At 72.6% G+C, this 16,642-nt stretch carries 17 protein-coding genes; 9 read left to right on the top strand and 8 right to left on the bottom strand.

Translation table 11 applies throughout. The features are described from left to right. Nucleotides 1–10: 10 nt before the first annotated feature. The 4 genes from ACFC51_RS01545 to ACFC51_RS01530 all read right to left on the bottom strand — a co-directional run bounded on the left by ACFC51_RS01545 (nt 11) and on the right by ACFC51_RS01530 (nt 3,980). Complete coding sequence (locus tag ACFC51_RS01545; protein WP_376369121.1) at nt 11–979, bottom strand: ABC transporter permease; 969 nt, start codon at nt 977–979, stop codon at nt 11–13. Further along, nucleotides 976–1,920, bottom strand: coding sequence for an ABC transporter ATP-binding protein (locus ACFC51_RS01540; RefSeq protein ID WP_376369122.1), 945 nt, complete (start codon nt 1,918–1,920; stop codon nt 976–978). The genes ACFC51_RS01545 and ACFC51_RS01540 overlap by 4 nt, the downstream gene beginning before the upstream one ends. 144 nt (nt 1,921–2,064) lie before the next feature. Beyond that, nucleotides 2,065–3,114: a serine hydrolase domain-containing protein gene (locus ACFC51_RS01535; protein WP_376369123.1), complete on the bottom strand. Its 1,050-nt coding sequence runs from the start codon at nt 3,112–3,114 to the stop codon at nt 2,065–2,067. Beyond that, nucleotides 3,111–3,980 carry an IclR family transcriptional regulator gene (locus ACFC51_RS01530; RefSeq protein ID WP_376369124.1) on the bottom strand — a complete coding sequence of 290 codons (870 nt, stop codon included), beginning with the start codon at nt 3,978–3,980 and terminating at the stop codon, nt 3,111–3,113. Before ACFC51_RS01530 ends, ACFC51_RS01535 begins: the two co-directional genes overlap by 4 nt. A 54-nt stretch (nt 3,981–4,034) precedes the next feature. Here ACFC51_RS01530 and ACFC51_RS01525 point away from each other — a divergent pair, with 54 nt between their 5' ends. The 5 genes from ACFC51_RS01525 to ACFC51_RS01505 are packed head-to-tail and all read left to right on the top strand — an operon-like array spanning nt 4,035 to nt 9,211. Then, on the top strand, nt 4,035–5,609 hold the full coding sequence (locus tag ACFC51_RS01525; protein ID WP_376526441.1) for an ABC transporter substrate-binding protein: 1,575 nt from the start codon (nt 4,035–4,037) through the stop codon (nt 5,607–5,609). After that, nucleotides 5,606–6,610 carry an ABC transporter permease gene (locus ACFC51_RS01520; RefSeq protein ID WP_376369126.1) on the top strand — a complete coding sequence of 335 codons (1,005 nt, stop codon included), beginning with the start codon at nt 5,606–5,608 and terminating at the stop codon, nt 6,608–6,610. Before ACFC51_RS01525 ends, ACFC51_RS01520 begins: the two co-directional genes overlap by 4 nt. Next, the gene (locus ACFC51_RS01515; protein ID WP_376369127.1) at nt 6,607–7,530 is read left to right on the top strand and encodes an ABC transporter permease; all 924 of its coding nucleotides are present in this window, start codon (nt 6,607–6,609) and stop codon (nt 7,528–7,530) included. Before ACFC51_RS01520 ends, ACFC51_RS01515 begins: the two co-directional genes overlap by 4 nt. Then, complete coding sequence (locus ACFC51_RS01510; protein WP_376369128.1) at nt 7,527–8,345, top strand: ATP-binding cassette domain-containing protein; 819 nt, start codon at nt 7,527–7,529, stop codon at nt 8,343–8,345. Before ACFC51_RS01515 ends, ACFC51_RS01510 begins: the two co-directional genes overlap by 4 nt. Then, nucleotides 8,342–9,211 carry an ATP-binding cassette domain-containing protein gene (locus tag ACFC51_RS01505; RefSeq protein WP_376526438.1) on the top strand — a complete coding sequence of 290 codons (870 nt, stop codon included), beginning with the start codon at nt 8,342–8,344 and terminating at the stop codon, nt 9,209–9,211. The genes ACFC51_RS01510 and ACFC51_RS01505 overlap by 4 nt, the downstream gene beginning before the upstream one ends. Before the next feature lie 14 nt (nt 9,212–9,225). On the opposite strand, the gene ACFC51_RS01500 is transcribed toward ACFC51_RS01505, so the two are convergent. Continuing rightward, nucleotides 9,226–10,185 carry an ROK family protein gene (locus ACFC51_RS01500; RefSeq protein ID WP_376526435.1) on the bottom strand — a complete coding sequence of 320 codons (960 nt, stop codon included), beginning with the start codon at nt 10,183–10,185 and terminating at the stop codon, nt 9,226–9,228. Nucleotides 10,186–10,226: 41 nt separating this feature from the next. On the opposite strand from ACFC51_RS01500, the gene ACFC51_RS01495 reads away from it, so the two are divergent. The 4 genes from ACFC51_RS01495 to ACFC51_RS01480 all read left to right on the top strand — a co-directional run bounded on the left by ACFC51_RS01495 (nt 10,227) and on the right by ACFC51_RS01480 (nt 13,939). Next, a complete protein-coding gene (locus tag ACFC51_RS01495) occupies nt 10,227–11,003 on the top strand; it encodes a creatininase family protein (RefSeq protein ID WP_376526433.1) in 777 nt (258 codons plus the stop codon). Nucleotides 11,004–11,052: 49 nt separating this feature from the next. After that, nucleotides 11,053–12,180: a mandelate racemase/muconate lactonizing enzyme family protein gene (locus ACFC51_RS01490; RefSeq protein ID WP_376369131.1), complete on the top strand. Its 1,128-nt coding sequence runs from the start codon at nt 11,053–11,055 to the stop codon at nt 12,178–12,180. After that, nucleotides 12,177–12,590, top strand: a complete 414-nt coding sequence (locus ACFC51_RS01485; protein WP_376526430.1) for a RidA family protein — start codon at nt 12,177–12,179, stop codon at nt 12,588–12,590. The genes ACFC51_RS01490 and ACFC51_RS01485 overlap by 4 nt, the downstream gene beginning before the upstream one ends. 323 nt (nt 12,591–12,913) lie before the next feature. Further along, entirely contained in the window at nt 12,914–13,939 is a 1,026-nt protein-coding gene (locus ACFC51_RS01480) for an NlpC/P60 family protein (RefSeq protein WP_376526428.1), read from the top strand. 81 nt (nt 13,940–14,020) lie between these two features. Here the strand turns inward: ACFC51_RS01480 and ACFC51_RS01475 are convergent, their stop codons facing one another. From ACFC51_RS01475 to ACFC51_RS01465, 3 genes are all read right to left on the bottom strand, one after another. Continuing rightward, the gene (locus ACFC51_RS01475; protein WP_376369134.1) at nt 14,021–14,467 is read right to left on the bottom strand and encodes a VOC family protein; all 447 of its coding nucleotides are present in this window, start codon (nt 14,465–14,467) and stop codon (nt 14,021–14,023) included. 116 nt (nt 14,468–14,583) lie between these two features. Continuing rightward, entirely contained in the window at nt 14,584–15,183 is a 600-nt protein-coding gene (locus ACFC51_RS01470; RefSeq protein ID WP_376369135.1) for a BLIP family beta-lactamase inhibitor, read from the bottom strand. Nucleotides 15,184–15,775: 592 nt separating this feature from the next. Further along, nucleotides 15,776–16,627: an aldo/keto reductase gene (locus tag ACFC51_RS01465; protein ID WP_376526426.1), complete on the bottom strand. Its 852-nt coding sequence runs from the start codon at nt 16,625–16,627 to the stop codon at nt 15,776–15,778. Nucleotides 16,628–16,642: the final 15 nt, after the last annotated feature.

The raw sequence follows: 16,642 nt of genomic DNA, 5'->3' as shown, positions 1-16,642 counted from the left end.
AGGGCTGTCCCTACAGGGGGCGCCGGGAAGCCCACCACAGGGCGAAGCCGGCCAGCGCGACGGCGCCGGCCAGCAGGATGCCCGCGCCGGTCCACTGCATCGCCGTCATCTGGTCGTACTCGAGGTACTGGAAGACGTTGTCGACGATGCCCTTCTCCTTGATGCACGCGGCGGTGGCCTTCTCGGTCGTCTCGGCGCACGAGCCCCATCCGTAGAGCTGCCCGTCGGCGCCGGCGACCCAGCGGTCGACCTCGTAGGCGTCGTCGAGGCGGGCGGGGAGGGCGGCGTCCAGCGGGTACGTGATCGTGCGCGGGGTGCCGAGGCGGTCCCGGAACATGCCCCAGACGGTCTGGGCACCCACGCAGAAGACGAACGTGACGACCATCGAGGCGAGGACCCGCCGCAGCAGGACGCCGATCGTGATTCCGGCCGCGGTCAGGAACAGGGCGAGCGCGGGGAGGACGGGGCCCGTGGTGTCGAAGACCGAGGGGTCCATCCAGATGTCGGGCAGGACCGAGCGGTAGGGCCGCCACCACCAGGTGAAGACCGCCGAGAGGGCCGAGCCGGCCGCCAGGGTGGCCAGGAGGCACCAGCCGATCTTCGCGACGAGCCAGCGGCGGCGGGTCACGGACTGTGTCGTGACGAGCTGCGCGGTGCCCTGTTCCTGGTCGGCTGCGATCAGCGGGGCGCCGAGGAAGACGGCGAGGACGCCGGGCAGCAGACCCAGCAGGGACGTGAGATTCCGGTACTGCTCGCCCACGACGGGGAGCGGCACGCTCTTCCCGGGCCAGCCCGCGGCGGCGAGCAGGTCGGTCAGCTGGCCGCGCTGGTACACGATCCAGAGCGACCCGAGGGCCACGAGGGCGAGGAGGGAGCCCAGGGTGGCCCGGTGCTGGCGCAGGACGAGCCAGGTCAGGCCGCGCAGCATCCTCGGACGGGCGGTGCGTGCGGCCGGTGTGCCGGTCAGGGTGGTGCTCATGCGGTCCGGGTCCCCTCGGTCTCGTTCTGTGCGCCCGGTGTGAACAGCGCGGGCGCGTCCGGCGAGCGCAGATGCGCGAGCAGTACTTCCTCCAGGCTCGGCTCGGCCACCTGCCAGTTCCCCGGCAGCGGGCCGTCCGTCCGCACCATCGCCTGGAACTGCCGGCCCTGCACGCGCTGCTCGACCACCGTGTGACGGGAGAGGGCGGCGGGCAGGCCCCCGTTCTCGGCCAGCCCGGTCACCAGGGTGTGCGCCGGGACGAGCGCGTCGGCGTCACCGGCCATCCGGATCCGGCCTTCGGCGACGACCAGCAGGTAGTCGCACATGTCCTCCAGCTCGGCCAGGATGTGCGACGACATCACCACGGTGGTGCCCCGCTCCACGGCTTCGGCCATCAGCAGCGTGCTCATCTCGTCGCGGGCCAGCGGGTCGAGGTCCGCCATCGGCTCGTCGAGGAGCAGCAGGTCGGGCCGCTTCCCGAAGGCCAGCGCGAGGGCGACCCGGGTGCGCTGACCGCCGGACAGCGTCCCGACGGCGGCGTCCATCGGCACCTGGCCCGAGCGCACGATCCGCTCCGCCGCCGCCGCGTCCCACCCGGGGTTGAGCTCGCTGCCGATCCGCAGGGTCTCCGCCACGCTGAACCGCTTGAACATCGGCTTGTCCTGCCCGAGGAAGGCGAACCTCGGCATCACCCCGGAGTCGCCGACCGGCACGCCGAAGACGCGCAGTTCGCCCTGGGTCGGTACCACCTGACGGGACGCCAGCCCCAGCAGCGTGCTCTTCCCGGCGCCGTTGGGGCCGACCAGCCCGCAGATCCGCCCTGCCGGCAGCCGGAAGGAGCAGTCCCGCAGTGCCCAGCCGCGCCGGTAGCGCTTCCCCAGCCCGGAGGCCTCCAGGGCCCAGGTGCCCGAACCGCCGCCGGAGTCGGTCGTCCCCGCCATGCGCCTCACCTCAATTCCATTAGTCAATTAATGGAATCATGGTCATGCGGGGACATGCCTGTCAAGCACGGCTCCGGGGCCCGCACCGCGGACGGTGCGGGCCCCGGAGCCGTGCGCCTGCTGTGACCGGCCCTTCCGCCGGGGCTACTCCGGCAGGGAGTGGAACTCCCTGCGGAGGGCGACGATGCCGTCGCCCTCCCGTGTCGGATGGACCCGGTTGGTCAGCAGAACCGCGTAGCGGCCCGTGCCGGGATCGACCCAGAGGCTCGTCCCGGTGAATCCCGTATGGCCGTACGAGGCGGGGCCGAAGGACGGTCCGACGGGGGAGCCGGCCGGGTCCTGGCCCTGCCAGGCGAGGGCGCGGCGGAGGTTCAGCCCGTCGGTGTGCGGGGCGGTCATCAGGGCGTGGGTCTCCGGACGCAGCACCTCGCGGGCCCCGCCCGCCAGCGAGACGGCCAGCCGCTCCGCGTCGGCGAGGGTGGCGAACAGCCCCGCGTGGCCGGCGATCCCGCCGAGCACGGCGGCGTTCTCGTCGTGCACCTCGCCCACGACGGTCCTTCCCCGCCAGGGGCACCGCTCGGTCGCGACGGCGCGGTCCCGGCCGGCGGGTCCCGGGGTGAAGCCGGTGTCCTCCAGGCCGAGCGGTGCGCACACCAGCTCGGCCACCAGGGCGTCCAGCCCTTGTCCGCCCGCCTGTTCGGCGATGAGGCCGAGCAGCATGAAGCCCTGGGAGGAGTAGGTGACCCGCGTGCCCGGCGCGGACAGCAGCGGCAGCGTGCCGAGGGCGGCGAGCAGGGACTCCCGGGTGCCGTGGTCGCGGTACATCGGCACCCCGCCGGGCAGGCCCGAGGTGTGGGCGAGGAGGCCGGTGACGGTCAGGCCCGCCTTGTCGGTGTCCCGGTAGCGCGGGAGGAGCTCCCCCACCGTGGCGGTCAGGGACAGCGCGCCGCGCTCGGCGAGCGCCATGACGGCCAGGCCGACGACGGGCTTGGTGACGGAGGCGAGGTCCCACAGGTCGGTGCCGTCCAGCTCCGCCCCGTCCCAGCTCCTGGTGCCCAGCGACCCCCGGTCGACGGGCCCGTGTGCGGTGCCCACCGACCATGCGGCGCCCGAGTAGAGGTGCCGAGCCCGGCCCTCGGCCAGCAGCGCGGCGCGCGGGCCCCCGTCCGCCGCCTCCGGGGCCCGGGCGCTCACAGGTCCACGCCCGGGTTCCCGGCGCGCGCGCCGTCGCGGGCCACGGTGAGGCGGGCCCGTCCGCCGGCCCCCGGTCCCGCGGAGACCGCGCCCGCGGCGGCCCGGACCATCGGCCCGTACAGCTCGACACCGGCCCGGTCCAGGGTGAAGACCAGTCCGGTGAGCGCGACCGCCCCGACGACCCGGCCCTCCTCGTCCCGTACCGCCGCGGCGACCGCCCGCCGGTCCTCCCGTTCGTACTGGTCGTCGAGTGCGTACCCGCGCTCCGCCGCCTCGGCGATCGCGGCCCGCAGTTCCGCGGCGGGCACCGGCAGCGGGTGGCCGGCAGCCACGGCGGCGGCGACGGCCTCCTCGGACTCGGCGGCCGGGAGGGCGGACAGCGTCGCGATGCCGGGCGCGGAGAGGAGCAGTGGGGAGCGTGTGCCGGGGCGCAGCTCCAGCGCGTACTCCCGGGCCGGTTCCGACACCTCCAGGCAGACCGCGCTGTCCCCGTCGCGCACGGCGTAGTGCGCGAGGAGTCCGGTGCGGGTGCGGAGTTCGGCCAGCACGGGGCGGACCGCGCGCAGTCCCGGACCGCTGTCGAGCGCGGCGGCGGCCATCCCCAGCAGCCGGGGTCCCGCACGGTAGCTCCCGCCTTCGGCGGGCTCGGCGAAGCCGGAGGCGGCGAGTCCGCGCAGCAGGCGGTGCACGGTGGGTTTGGTGAGCCCCGTGCGGCGGGCCAGGTCGGCCAGCCGGTGCGGTGCACCCGTCTCCACCAGCGCGGACAGGACCTCCATCGCCTTGTCCACCGGACCCATGACGGAGTGTTCGACAGCCCGGCCCGCAGGCGGCTGCTCCTTCGGACGGCTATTGACCGGTTTCCCCATGTCGCTTAGCTTACCCCCACTGCATTCCATCTGCCGGAACGGATGTGTTGTTCAATGGAACGAATATGTGGAGGGTGGATCGGGGACCGCAGCCGCCCCTCCCGCCGCACGATCCTGCGGTACGGCAGTGCACTGCTCCCCGCGGTGGCCGCGCCGGCGCTGCTCACCGGCTGCGGCACCGATCCCGCATCCGGCGCCGGCAACGTCCTGCGGGTCTCCCAGACAGGGGACCCCAAGACCATGGACCCGCAGAAGCAGGGCGACATGATCTCCATGAACGCCCTGGTCAACATGTTCGACACCCTCACGGCGCGGGCCCGCGACAACACCCTGGTCCCCCGGCTCGCCCTGTCCTGGAAGGCGGTCTCCCCCCGCGTCTGGCGCTTCCGCCTCCGGCCCGGCGTCACCTTCCACAACGGCGAGCCCTGTGACGCGGCCGCCGTGCGCTTCAGCATCGAACGCCTCCTCGACCCGGCGACCAAGTCGCCCATCGTCGAGCTGCGTTACGTCGAGGGCGTCACCGTCGTCGACCGGCTCACCGTGGACGTCCACACCACCGTCCACGACCCGATCCTGCCGGACAAGGTGTCCCTCTTCGGCGGAGTCGTCGTCCCCCCGCGCTACATCGGACGGGTCGGTGACGAGGGCTTCGCCGCCCGTCCCGTCGGCACAGGTCCCTTCACCTTCACGCGCTGGCAGCGCGACCACCAACTGCGGATGCGCGCCAACGAGAAGCACTGGGAGGGCAGGCCGGCCGTCGACGAACTCGTCTTCACTCCCGCCCCGAACCCGTCCTCCGCGCTCGCCGCCCTCCAGAGCGGCGGTGTCGACCTCGTCGCCGGACTCACCCCCGACGCGGCCCAGCAGCTCGACGGCTACACCGGAGTCAGCCTCGACCACCACACCGGCATCCGCACCTCGTACCTCTCCCTGGACACCCTCACCGAGGGGCCGCTCCAGGACCGCCGGGTGCGCCAGGCGCTCAACCACGCCATCGACGTGCCCCAGCTCATCAAGGCCGTCCTCGGCGGGAAGGGGACCGAGGTCCCCGCGATGATCCCGCGCGGCGCCTTCGGCTTCGACCCCTCCGTCGAGCCCTTCACCCGCTCCGTCGCCAGGGCCCGCGCCCTGCTGGCCGAGGCCGGACACCCCGACGGCATCCGCACGACCCTCACCGCGTCGAACGTGGACGCCAACGTGGCGGAGGCGGTCGCCGGGCTCCTCGACCGCGCCGGCGTGCACGCCAGGGTCGACCTCCTCGACCCCGGCACCTACGCGCAGCGCCTCACCTCGGACAACCACGGCGCACTGGGCCCCATGTACCTGGCCGCGTCCACCGTCTGGACCCTCGACGGCGAGAGCATGATCCAGTCCAACGTCCGCAGCGACCGGCGGCAGAGCCGCTGGCACGACGAGGAGGCCGACCGGCTCGTCGACCTCGAAGAACTCTCCGTGGACCCGGAGACCCGCCGGCGCGCCTTCTCCGGCCTCCAGCGGCTGATCAAGTCCGAGGCGCCCTTCGTGCCCCTCTACCAGATCGACAACATCTACGCCCGCAACAGCAGGCCCCGCTGGACCCCCGGCTTCGCCGGCGTCCTCGACATGGCGAGTGCGGAGGTCTCCCGATGAGCGAGCTCCTCACCCCTCCCGCCCCCGCACCGGACGAGGAGTCCGAGCGGCCGGCCGAACCGCGCCGCGACGCACTGCGCGTCCTGCGCATGACCGCGTCCCGCATCGGCACCGCGCTGCTGGTCCTGCTCTGCACGGCCACCGTCGCGTTCTTCCTCGTACGGCTCTCCGGCGACCCGGTCAAGGTCCTCCTGCCGCCGGACGCCACGGCCCAGCAGGAGGGCGTCCTGCGCCACAGCCTGGGCCTCGACCGCCCCCTCCTCACCCAGTACCTCGACTACCTGTGGGGCATCCCGCGCCTCGACTTCGGCGACTCCCTCTTCTACAACGAGCCGGTGCGCGCCGTCCTCGCCGACCGCATCCCCGCGACCCTCCTCCTGGCCACCGGGGCGCTCGTCGTCACCCTCGTCGTCGCCCTCCCGGCCGGGACCGTCGCCGCGATGCGCCGGGGCCGGGCCGCCGACCGCACCGTCATGACCGGTGTGCTGCTCGGCCAGTCCACCCCGCCCTTCTGGATCGGCATCCTGCTCATCCTCGTCTTCGCGGTCGGCCTGCACGCCCTGCCCGCCTCGGGCTACGGGACCTTCGCCAACCTCGTCCTGCCCGCCGTGACCCTCGCCGTGTACTCCGTGGCCGTCGTCGCCCGGCTCCTGCGTTCGTCCCTCATCGACGTCCTGGGCGCCGACCACATCCGCACCGCGCGCGCCAAGGGCTTCGGACCCGTCAAGGTCGTCCTCACCCACGGGCTGCGGAACGCCTCCCTGCCCGTGGTCACCGTCGTCGGCCTGGAGGTCGGCAGCCTCCTCGGCGGCGCGATCCTCACCGAGCAGGTCTTCTCCTGGCCGGGGGTCGGACAGCTCACCATCGAGGCCATCTCCAACCGCGACTTCCCCCTCGTCCAGGCCACCGTGCTGCTCTTCGCCGCCACCTTCGTCGTGGTGAACCTGCTCGTGGACCTCTCCTACAGCCTCCTCGACCCGAGGGTGAGGACCTCCCGATGACCACTGCCTCCCGGACTCCGGCCCCCGCGCACGACCGCGCCCCCGCCCCTGACCGCGCCCCCGCGCACCGGACCGCCGCCGTGCGGACGCTGCTGCGCAACCGGCTCGCAGTGGCCGCGCTCGCCTTCCTCGCCCTCGTCGTGATCTGCGCGCTCCTCGCCCCGCTCGTCGCGCCCACCGACCCCAACGCGCAGGACCTGCTGGCCCGCCTCCGGCCACCCGCCTGGCAGGACGGCGGCAGCGGCGCCCACCTCCTCGGCACCGACCAGCTCGGGCGCGACCTGCTCTCCCGCGTCGTCTACGGCACCCGCGTGTCGCTGCTCGTCGGCGCCGGTGCGGCCCTGCTCGCCGGGGTCATCGGCACCGTCATCGGCCTCGCCTCCGGATACTTCGGCGGCTGGCCGGACCGCGTCCTCATGCGCCTCGCCGACGTCCAGCTCGCCTTCCCCGCGATCCTGCTCGCGCTCGCGATCGTCGGGTTCCTCGGCTCGGGCCTCTGGTACGTCATCCTCGTCCTCGGTGTGACCGGCTGGGTGTCGTACGCCCGCGTCGTACGCTCCGAAGTGCTGTCCCTGCGCTCCCGCGACTTCATCACCGAGGCCCATGCCATCGGCGTCGGCCACACCGCGATCATGCGCCGCCACCTGCTGCCCAACGTGATGGCCCCGCTCGCCACCATCGGCACCCTCCACGTCGCGGCCGCCGTCGTCGCGGAGGCCTCGCTCAGCTACCTCGGCCTCGGCGTCCCCAAGGAGACGGTGACCTGGGGCTCGATGCTCGCCGACGGACAGCTCTACCTCGGCACCTCGTGGTGGGTCGCCGTCTTCCCCGGCATCGCCCTCATGCTCACCTCCCTCGCCGTCAACATCACCGGCGACGCCCTGCGCGACGTCGCGGACCCGAAGGCCTACCGCCGATGACCTCCACCACCCCCGCAGCGCCGGTCCTCGAGATCCACGACCTGCACGTCGACTTCCGCCTCGCCACCACGACCGTCCACGCGGTCCGCGGCGTCAGCTTCGCCGTCGCGCCGGGGGAGACCCTGGCCGTCGTCGGCGAGTCCGGCAGCGGCAAGTCCGCGACCGCCCTGTCCGCGCTCCGCCTCAACCCGGAACCGCCCTGCGTCTACGCCGGCGGCCACATCCTGCTCGACGGGAAGGACCTCCTCACCCGCAGCGAACGCGAACTGGGCCGGATCCGGGGCGCCGACCTGTCCATGATCTTCCAGGACCCGATGACCAGCCTCGACCCGCTGCAGCGCATCGGCAGCCAGGTCGCCGAGGTCCTCCGCCACCACGGCGGCCACAGCAGGGCCGAGGCCAGGGCCGCGGCCCTGGCCGCGCTCGACGAGGTGGGCATCCCCGATCCCGAGCGCCGCTACCGCCAGTACCCCCACGAGCTCTCCGGCGGTCTGCGCCAGCGCGTCATGATCGCCGCCGCGCTCGTGGCCCGCCCCCGTGTCCTCATCGCCGACGAACCGACCACGGCGCTCGACGTCACCGTGCAGCGCCAGATCCTCGACCTGCTCGTACGGCTCCAGCAACGGCACGGCATGGCCGTCGTCCTCATCACCCACGACCTCGGAGTCGTCGCGGAGACCGCCGACCGCGTGGTGGTCATGCACCACGGCCGAGCCGTCGAGAGCGGGGACGTCCACGACGTGTTCGCCCGCCCCGAGGACCCCTACACCCGCCGACTGCTCGACGCGACACCCCGACTGGAGACCGCCGGATGACCGCCACAGCTCCGCCGCTGCTCGAACTCGACGCGTTGCGCAAGGAGTTCGCAAACAGCGTCGCCGTCGACGACGTGAGTCTCACCGTCCGTGAGGGCGAGACCCTCGCGCTGGTGGGGGAGTCGGGCTGCGGGAAGACCACACTGACCCGGCTGCTGCTCCGCCTGCTGGAGCCGACCTCGGGCACCGTGCGCTTCGAGGGCACCGACCTCTCCGGCCTCGACGCCGCCGCGATGCGCGCGGTCCGCCGCCAGATGCAGGTCGTCCTCCAGGACCCCTACTCCAGCATGAATCCGCGGCTGCGGATCGTCGACATCGTCGCCGAACCCCTCGTCACCCACGACCCTGCGGCCCGGGGCAGGCGTGGCCGGCCCCACGTCCGGCAGCGCGTCGGCGAACTCCTGGAGGCCGTCGGCCTCGACGACACGATCCTCGACCGCTACCCCCACGAGTTCTCCGGCGGCCAGCGCCAGCGCATCTCGATCGCCCGCGCGATCGGCCTCGAACCCCGCCTCGTCGTCCTCGACGAACCGACCAGCGCCCTCGACGTGTCCGTCCAGGCCCGCGTCCTGGACCTGCTCGCCGAACTCCAGCAACGCCTCGGCCTCACCTACGTCTTCGTGAGCCACAACCTCGCCGTCGTCCAGCAGGTCGCCGACCGGGTCGCCGTCATGCGCCGGGGCCGCCTGGTCGAGGTGGGCACCGCCCACCAGGTCTTCACCGCCCCGGAGCACCCGTACACACGCCAACTCCTCGACGCCGTACCGATTCCGGACCCGGCGAGGGCCCGCAGGACCAGGCTCGCCGCCGCAGACACGGAGAAGGTGCCGGCCGGCCGGCCCCCCGCGCACGACGGCGCCGCATGAGCGCCGCCCCGCGCCTACCCGCCCGACAGGACGAGCCCCGCCCCGCCGAGCAGGACGACGTCGTCCACCGCCGCCTCGCTCACCACCACCCGGGGGAGTTCGCCACCGCCCAGGGCGTCCGAGCGCAGCCGGGACTCGACCAGGGCGCGGAACGGCTCCCCGCCCTCCCGGGCCTCCCCGTGCAGGACGAAGAGCCCGCAGGCGAAGAGCTGCTGGACCGTCGCGAGCCCCAGCACCAGATTCTCCGCGTACTCCGCCACCAGGGTCCGCGCCGCCTCGTCCCGCGAGGCCACCAGGGCACCCAGCGAGGCGCCCGCGGCCCCGAGGCCGAGCGCCTCGGCGCGCTGCCGCAGCCAGCGGGTGGTGGCCACCGTCTTCCAGCAGCCCCGCCGGCCGCACGTGCACGGTTCACCGCTGGCCGACACCGTCATGTGGGCGCCGCTGCGGCCGCCCTCGGGGGCCAGCACCTCACCGTCGTACAGGATGCCCACCCCCAGCACCTCGCCGGTCGACACCGAGGCGAAGGAGCGCCGGCCCCGGCCAGGCCCGAACCACCGGTCCCCGAGCACCTGGACCCGGGCACGGTGCTCCACCCGCACCGGCGCACCGGTCAGCTCCTCCAGCCGCCCTGCCACCCGGTAGCCGCGCAGCGCCGGAGCCTCGTTGACCTCGATCACCCGGCCCCCCGCCGGATCGATCACCCCGGCCGCCGCCACCCCGATCCCGGACGGACGGTGCCCCTCGAACACGGCGGCGACCCGCGCGAGCGCCTCGTCGGGCCCCGCGGGGCTCGGGGACGCCGCGTCGAACTCCGCCTCGGCCCGCCCGAGCACGGCACCCGAGCGGTCGAGCAGCGCCGCGCGGATCCGGCCGGGCAGCAGCTCCACGGCCCCCAGGGTGCGGGGAACCGCCCGCACCTCCGGACCCGGCACGGGGTCCGGCACCAACCGCAAGGGAGAACGTTCATGAGCCATACGCCGACTCTGCCACGCCGGTGTTCCGGGGAGATAGCCGTATGAGCCACCGGCACCTCACCGAAACCACCTGGCAGGAGACCCGCGAGGCGGCACCCGGAGCCATCGCGCTGCTGCCCGTCGGCTCCCAGGAGCAGCACGCCGGGCACCTGCCGATGGGCACCGACACCCTCCTCGTCGACGCCGTGGTGGACCGGGCGCTCACCCTGCTGGACGAGGACGCCGACGGGGCCCCGTCCCTCGTCCGGCTGCCGACGCTGCCCTACGGACACAGCCCGCACCACCTGTTCGCGGCGGCCCTGACCCTGTCCGCCGCCACGCTGGAAGCCGTACTCGGGGAGATCCTCGACTCCCTCGCCGCGTGCGGGCACCGGCGCGTCCTCGTCGTCAACGGGCACGGCGGCAACGACGAGATCATGAAGCTCGCCGTCAAGCGCTTCGCCCTGCGCGCCGAGGTCACCGTCGCCGCCTGCTCGTACTGGACGGTGACCGGCGGGGGCGAGGACGGCGGCCGCCCCGACGTCACCCCCGGGCACGCGGGCTGGTTCGAGACCTCCCTCATGCTCGCCGCGCACCCCTCCCTGGTGCGCACCCCCGTGCCCTCGCGGGCCCCGGTCGACCCGCCGCCGCTCTTCGACCGCCCGCCCTACCCGGGGCTCACCGTCGAGCGGCACGGCGAATGGGAACGCGTCGGGGGCTCCACCGACGACGCCTCCGGTGCCGACGCCGCGCACGGCCGCAGGCTCCTGGACGACCGCGCCCTCGGTCTCGCCCGCGCCGTCCGGGCCTTCGACACCGCGACCCGCACCGGGCCGTGAGCGGACGGGCCCGCTCCCACCGCACCATCCGAACCGAACGAGGAACAGCATGAAGATCACCGATGTCGACGTCCACGTCGTGAACCTGCCCCTGGTCAACCCGTTCACCAGCTCCTTCGAGACGAAGACCGGCGAGACCCGCACCGTCGTGCGCATCCGGACCGACACCGGTGTCGAGGGCTGGGGCGAGACCATGTGGGGCCGGCCCGTCGCCGCCATCGTCAAGATCATTGCCGAGGACCTCATCGGCATGAGCCCCTTCGCGCTCGAAGCCTTCCACCGCAAGCAGCACATGGTGCCCTTCTTCTACGGCTACCTCGGCTACGCCGCGATCGCCGCCCTCGACGTCGCGTGCTGGGACGCCATGGGCAAGGCCACCGGCCAGTCCGTCACCGACCTCCTCGGCGGCCCGGTGCGCGAGGAGGTCCCGCTCACCGCGCTCGTCACCCGGGCCGACGCCCCCGGCGCCCGCCCGGCCGACCTGCCGGCCGCGCTCGCCGAGCACACGCTGCGCGTCGTCACCGAGGGCGGCTTCCAGGCCGTCAAGCTCAAGGGCACCAAGGACGTCCAGGGGGACGTCGCGATCCTCCGCGCCCTGCGCGCCGCCCTGCCCACGGTGAGCCTGCGGGTCGACCCCAACGCGGCGTGGTCCGTGCCCGACTCGATCCGCGCCGGCATGGCCCTGGAGGAGCTGGACCTCGAATACCTCGAGGACCCCTGCGTCGGCATCGAGGGCATGAGCCAGGTCCGCGCCAAGGTCCGCATCCCGCTGTGCACCAACATGTGCGTCGTACGCTTCGAGGACTTCGCACCGGCCATGCGCCTGGGCGCCGTGGACGTCATCCACGGGGACGTCTACAAGTGGGGCGGCATCGCGGCCACGAAGGCCCTCGCGGCCCACTGCGAGACCTTCGGGCTCGGCATGAACCTGCACAGCGGCGGCGAACTGGGCATCGCGACGGCCGCCCACCTCGCGGTGGTCGCCAGCACGCCCGTCCTGTCCCGCGCCATCGACTCCATGTACTACCTGCACGCCGACGACATCATCGAGCCCCTCACGCTCGAGAACGGCAGCCTGCGCGTCCCGGCCGGTCCCGGACTCGGCGTCACCGTCGACGAGGAGAAGCTCCGCCACTACGCGGAGGTCAACGCACGCGAGGGAGACCTCACCCGATGACCTCGACCCCTCCCGGCGCCCGGCGAGCGGTCCGCACCGATCGTGCTCCCGACCCGGCCGGTGCCTACAGCCAGGGGATCGCCGCGGGCCCCTACCTCTTCACCTCGGGCTTCGGCCCGCAGGACCCGGACACCGGTGCGGTCGCCGGCACCGTCGAGGAGCAGACCGCGCAGGTCCTGCGGAACGTCTGCGCCGTACTGGAGGCGGAAGGGCTCGGGCCCCGGGACGTCGTCAAGGTCACGGCCCATCTCCAGCACCTGCGCCGCGACTTCGCCGCCTACGACGCCGTGTACCGCTCCTTCTTCACCGCGCCGCACCCGGTCCGCACGACCGTGGGCTCCGACCTCATGGACATCCTGGTGGAGATCGACGTCGTCGCCCTCCGCCGGGACGCGCCGACGCTCCCGTAGGAGCACCGGGCGCACCTCGTACCGTCCGCCGGACCGAGGTGCGCCCCGGGCGGAGCGCCTGCCGACCGCGGCGGGACGGTCCGTCAAGTCACGGCTGCACGCGGTGCGGTGCGAGTAAAGATCACCCCGCCGTGTCGACAATCTTCACCGAAACATTGAACTGATTACAGGATGGTCACTAAGGTCGTGCTCCGAACCTTCGTACGGTTGATCGCCCATTCGGGGTGGCAGCGAAGGAACCGCCGAGTCCGTGACGTGCGCGGAGCCGGGGACGGGTGCCCGACGACCCGGTAGGCGGCTCGAGGAAGAAGGAGCTCGCCTCCGTGGCGTCCCACCGTCGTCCCAAGCAGCCGAGCCGCACCCGCGTGACCGTGCTCACCGCCACCGCCGCCGCAGCTGTGGCGCTCACCTCCCAGGCGGCCCACGCCGACCCCAAGCCGACCAAGAGCGAGGTCAAGGCGAAGGTCGACAAGCTCTACCACGAGGCCGAGGAAGCCACCGAGAAGTACAACGGCGCCAAGGAGCAGCAGGACAAGCTCAAGAAGCAGGCCGACGCGCTCCAGGACAAGGTCGCCCGCGGCCAGGAGGAGCTCAACACCCTCCGGAACGAGCTGGGTTCGCTGGCCACCGCGCAGTACCGCTCCGGTGGTCTCGACCCGTCGGTCCAGCTGCTGCTCTCCTCGGACCCGGACAGCTTCCTCGACCAGGCCTCCGCGCTCGACCAGCTGACGGCCAAGCAGGCCGAGTCGCTGCGGAAGATCCAGGCGAAGCAGCGGACCCTCGCGCAGGAGCGCAAGGAGGCGCAGGGCAAGCTCGCGGATCTGGCCGAGGTCCGCACGGCGCTCGGCGAGAACAAGAAGAAGTTCCAGGGCAAGCTGGCCGAGGCCCAGAAGCTGCTGAACACCCTCACCGCCGCCGAGCGCGCCAAGATGGCGGAGCAGGAGCAGCGCGCCAGCCGTTCCGCCGGCGACCGGGTCGAGCTCGGCAACGAGGTCCCGGCCTCCGCCCTCGGGGCAGCGGCGCTCGCGGCCGCCGACACACGGGTGGGCAAGCCCTACGTCCGCGCGGCCACGGGCCCCGACTCCTTCGACTGCTCGGGTCTGACCATGTGGGCGTACGCCCAGGCCGGCGCCGACATCACCCGCACCACGTTCACCCAGATCAACGAGGGCACCCGCATCGCGCGCAGCCAGCTGAAGCCCGGAGACCTGGTCTTCTTCAGCAACACCTCGCACGTGGGTCTCTACGCCGGCAACAACACCGTGCTGCACGCGCCGTACCCGGGCGCCTACGTCCGCTACGAGTCGATGAACACCGTCGGCAGCTACCAGGCCGCCGTTCGCATCTGACGACCGGCGCCCGCCGGACGACGTGCAGGAGGGGACCGCTCGGGGGGTGGTCTCCTCCTGCGTCGTTCCCGCTGCGGGGCGTCAGTCCTTCTTCAGCTCCTCGGCGAGCATCACCAGGATGCCGCTGGGCCCGCGGAGGTACGTGAGCTTGTAGACGTCCTCGTATGCCGCCACCCCGCGAAGCGGACGGCATCCGTGCCTCGCGGCCACTTCGAGGGCCTCGTCGATGTCGTCGACCGAGAAGGCGACGCGGTGCATGCCGATCTCGTTGGGACGCGTGGGCTGCGTATCGATCGCCTCGGGGTGGATGTACTCGAAGAGTTCGAGGCAGCCGTTGCCGTCCGGCGTCCGGAGCATCGCGATCCTGGCGTGGTTGCCGTCCAGGCCCACTGCGGTGTCGGTCCACTCCCCACGTACCGTGTCACGGCCGACGACCGTGAGGCCGAGATCGGTGAAGAAGGAGACCGCTGCTTCGAGGTCGCGGACGGCGATACCGACGTTCTCAAGTCTGATGGCCACGCGCCGCATGCTACCGAGCCGGACGGACCGGCTCCGGGAAGGACGCAGCCGCCTGCCGGACCACCGCGGGGAACGGCACGCCCGGCTCACCGCGCGGGACACGGGCTCCGGCGGCCCGGCCCGGGTCAGCGCATGTCGTCGCGGGACGAGTAGGTCTTGCTCGTCAGCACGCCGTCGGTGAAGAAGAACTCGATCTCCGGGTAGGACTCGTCGACGGTCCCGGTGCACCGGACCATGGTCTTCCACCCGCTGGACGACGGATAGCCGGGGCGCTCGATCCAGATGTCGGTGCATGCCGTACCGGCGACGCGTGCGTCGACCTCCGCCAGCGTGTCGCCCACCGCGAACTGCTGCTCGTACTGGACCTTGGTCATGGTCGTGGGCAGGTCGTACGTGTACCAGGCGTAGGCGAAGGCGTAGTCCTTCTCCTTCCTGACCAGCTGGTCGGAGGCGTTGAAGGTGAAGGACGCCGTCTGGTCGACGAACTGGTTCTTCGCCCAGCAGACCAGGGCGCCGCCGACCCCGACCGCGGAGCAGTGCGGCTGTGTGCCGATGACGGCCTCGACCTGCTGTCTGCTCATACCGAAGCTCACGGCTTCGTACTTGGTGTCGGTGAGGTAGTTCTTGTCCGGATCGGCCTTGGGGTCGGCCGAGGAGACCGACGAGGTGGAGCCGACCACGGCGGCCGCGAGAACAGCGGCGGTGACCAGACGGCGAAGGCGCATGTGTGTGCTCCTGACGAAGGCTGCGGACGTCCGCGTACGACTCGGACGGACGGCGGCCACAACGGCCAGCGGCATCCTGGGACCCGGGCCTCTCACCGCGCTCTCCGCTCACCGCCCGGTGGCCGGGAATGCTCCACCGCCTGCCCTCGTCCGGTGGCCCGGGACCCGTCCCGGCCCAGCTCTCTTCCGTCGGCAGGGACGGGAGCGAGGGGCGGCCCCGTCGTCCCGCAGAGGCGGGGGCAGGCGACTGTGAAGTCGCTGCCCAGCCGCCGGGGCCGGCCACCATCGGCCGGTCGGACCTTCCCGTGACTCGTGCAGGGCGGGTGCGGAGGTTCAGGTCCGGGGCTGGACGGCGGCGCATGCCGGCTCCAGGGAGGAAGGGCTGAACGACCGGTCGTGCACGCGGGCGGGTATCGGCCTCCGGGGCGTGTGCCGACTCCTCGGCCGCCGTTGCCTCCGGCAAGGGCCGGGTGAGTCCCGCGACCGTGCGGGCGTACGCGTGCGCCGCCTGCCGACGTTCGCTGAACGGCAGGAGGTGTGGGCGGCAGGCCGTCAGCCTGCCGCCCGCAGTCCGAGGCCCCGGGGCTTCGGATCAGCCGTCGAGGCGGCGCTTGGCGAGCCAGGTCACGATCTCGGGATCGTGGTGGTCGAAGAAGAGGGAGCTGCCGGTGTCGAGGGTGGCGATCTCGGCCATCTGCTCGTCGGTGAGGTCGAAGTCGAAGACGTCGAAGTTCTCCGCCATCCGCTCGGCGCGCACGGACTTCGGGATGGTGACGATGTCGCGCTGGGTGAGCCAGCGCAGGACGACCTGGGCGACGGACTTGCCGTGTTCCTTGCCGATGCCTGCGAGGAGGGGGTTGGTGAACAGGTCGTTCCTGCCTTCGGCGAAGCCGCCCCAGGACTGGTGCTGCACGCCGTGCTCGCGCATGAGGGCGTGGTGGCCGGAGCGCTGGAAGAAGGGGTGGGTCTCGATCTGGTTGACCGCAGGGGTGATCTCGTTGTTGACGATCAGGTCGATCAGCCGGTCGGGGTAGAAGTTGGCGACGCCGATCGCGCGGGTCAGGCCGTCGCGGTTGAGGGCTTCCATGGTGCGCCACTGGCCGTAGACGTCGCCGTAGGGCTGGTGCATCAGGTACAGGTCGAGGTGGTCCAGGCCCAGCTTCGTCAGTGAGGTCTCGAAGGCGCGGCGGGTGTTGTCCTGGGCAGGGGCGTCCTGGACCCACAGCTTGGTGGTGACGAACAGGTCCTCGCGCGGGATGCCGCTGGACCTGATGGCACGGCCGACGGCTTCCTCGTTGCCGTAGGCGGCGGCGGTGTCCAGCAGCCGGTAGCCGGCGGCGAGCGCGTCGGAGACGGTGCGTTCGGTGTCCTCGGCGGGCACCTGGTAGACGCCGAAGCCGAGCAGCGGCATGACGACGCCGTTGTTGAGGGTGACGGTCTTCATCAGAGGGTGTCCTTT

The sequence above is a fragment of the Streptomyces sp. NPDC055962 genome (assembly GCF_042270185.1).
Classification (GTDB): Bacteria; Actinomycetota; Actinomycetes; order Streptomycetales; family Streptomycetaceae; genus Streptomyces.
The sequence above is the reverse complement of the archived record's forward strand: the minus strand, read 5'-3'. Positions and strand labels throughout refer to the sequence as shown.

Bases quoted from the DNA above. Each gene is read 5' to 3' on its own strand.
- ACFC51_RS01545 (WP_376369121.1), bottom strand. From the start codon at position 979: ATGAGCACCACCCTGACCGGCACACCGGCCGCACGCACCGCCCGTCCG.
- ACFC51_RS01540 (WP_376369122.1), bottom strand. From the start codon at position 1,920: ATGGCGGGGACGACCGACTCCGGCGGCGGTTCGGGCACCTGGGCCCTG.
- ACFC51_RS01530 (WP_376369124.1), bottom strand. From the start codon at position 3,980: ATGGGGAAACCGGTCAATAGCCGTCCGAAGGAGCAGCCGCCTGCGGGC.
- ACFC51_RS01525 (WP_376526441.1), top strand. From the start codon at position 4,035: ATGGAACGAATATGTGGAGGGTGGATCGGGGACCGCAGCCGCCCCTCC.
- ACFC51_RS01520 (WP_376369126.1), top strand. From the start codon at position 5,606: ATGAGCGAGCTCCTCACCCCTCCCGCCCCCGCACCGGACGAGGAGTCC.
- ACFC51_RS01515 (WP_376369127.1), top strand. From the start codon at position 6,607: ATGACCACTGCCTCCCGGACTCCGGCCCCCGCGCACGACCGCGCCCCC.
- ACFC51_RS01510 (WP_376369128.1), top strand. From the start codon at position 7,527: ATGACCTCCACCACCCCCGCAGCGCCGGTCCTCGAGATCCACGACCTG.
- ACFC51_RS01505 (WP_376526438.1), top strand. From the start codon at position 8,342: ATGACCGCCACAGCTCCGCCGCTGCTCGAACTCGACGCGTTGCGCAAG.
- ACFC51_RS01500 (WP_376526435.1), bottom strand. From the start codon at position 10,185: ATGGCTCATGAACGTTCTCCCTTGCGGTTGGTGCCGGACCCCGTGCCG.
- ACFC51_RS01495 (WP_376526433.1), top strand. From the start codon at position 10,227: ATGAGCCACCGGCACCTCACCGAAACCACCTGGCAGGAGACCCGCGAG.
- ACFC51_RS01490 (WP_376369131.1), top strand. From the start codon at position 11,053: ATGAAGATCACCGATGTCGACGTCCACGTCGTGAACCTGCCCCTGGTC.
- ACFC51_RS01485 (WP_376526430.1), top strand. From the start codon at position 12,177: ATGACCTCGACCCCTCCCGGCGCCCGGCGAGCGGTCCGCACCGATCGT.
- ACFC51_RS01475 (WP_376369134.1), bottom strand. From the start codon at position 14,467: ATGCGGCGCGTGGCCATCAGACTTGAGAACGTCGGTATCGCCGTCCGC.
- ACFC51_RS01470 (WP_376369135.1), bottom strand. From the start codon at position 15,183: ATGCGCCTTCGCCGTCTGGTCACCGCCGCTGTTCTCGCGGCCGCCGTG.
- ACFC51_RS01465 (WP_376526426.1), bottom strand. From the start codon at position 16,627: ATGAAGACCGTCACCCTCAACAACGGCGTCGTCATGCCGCTGCTCGGC.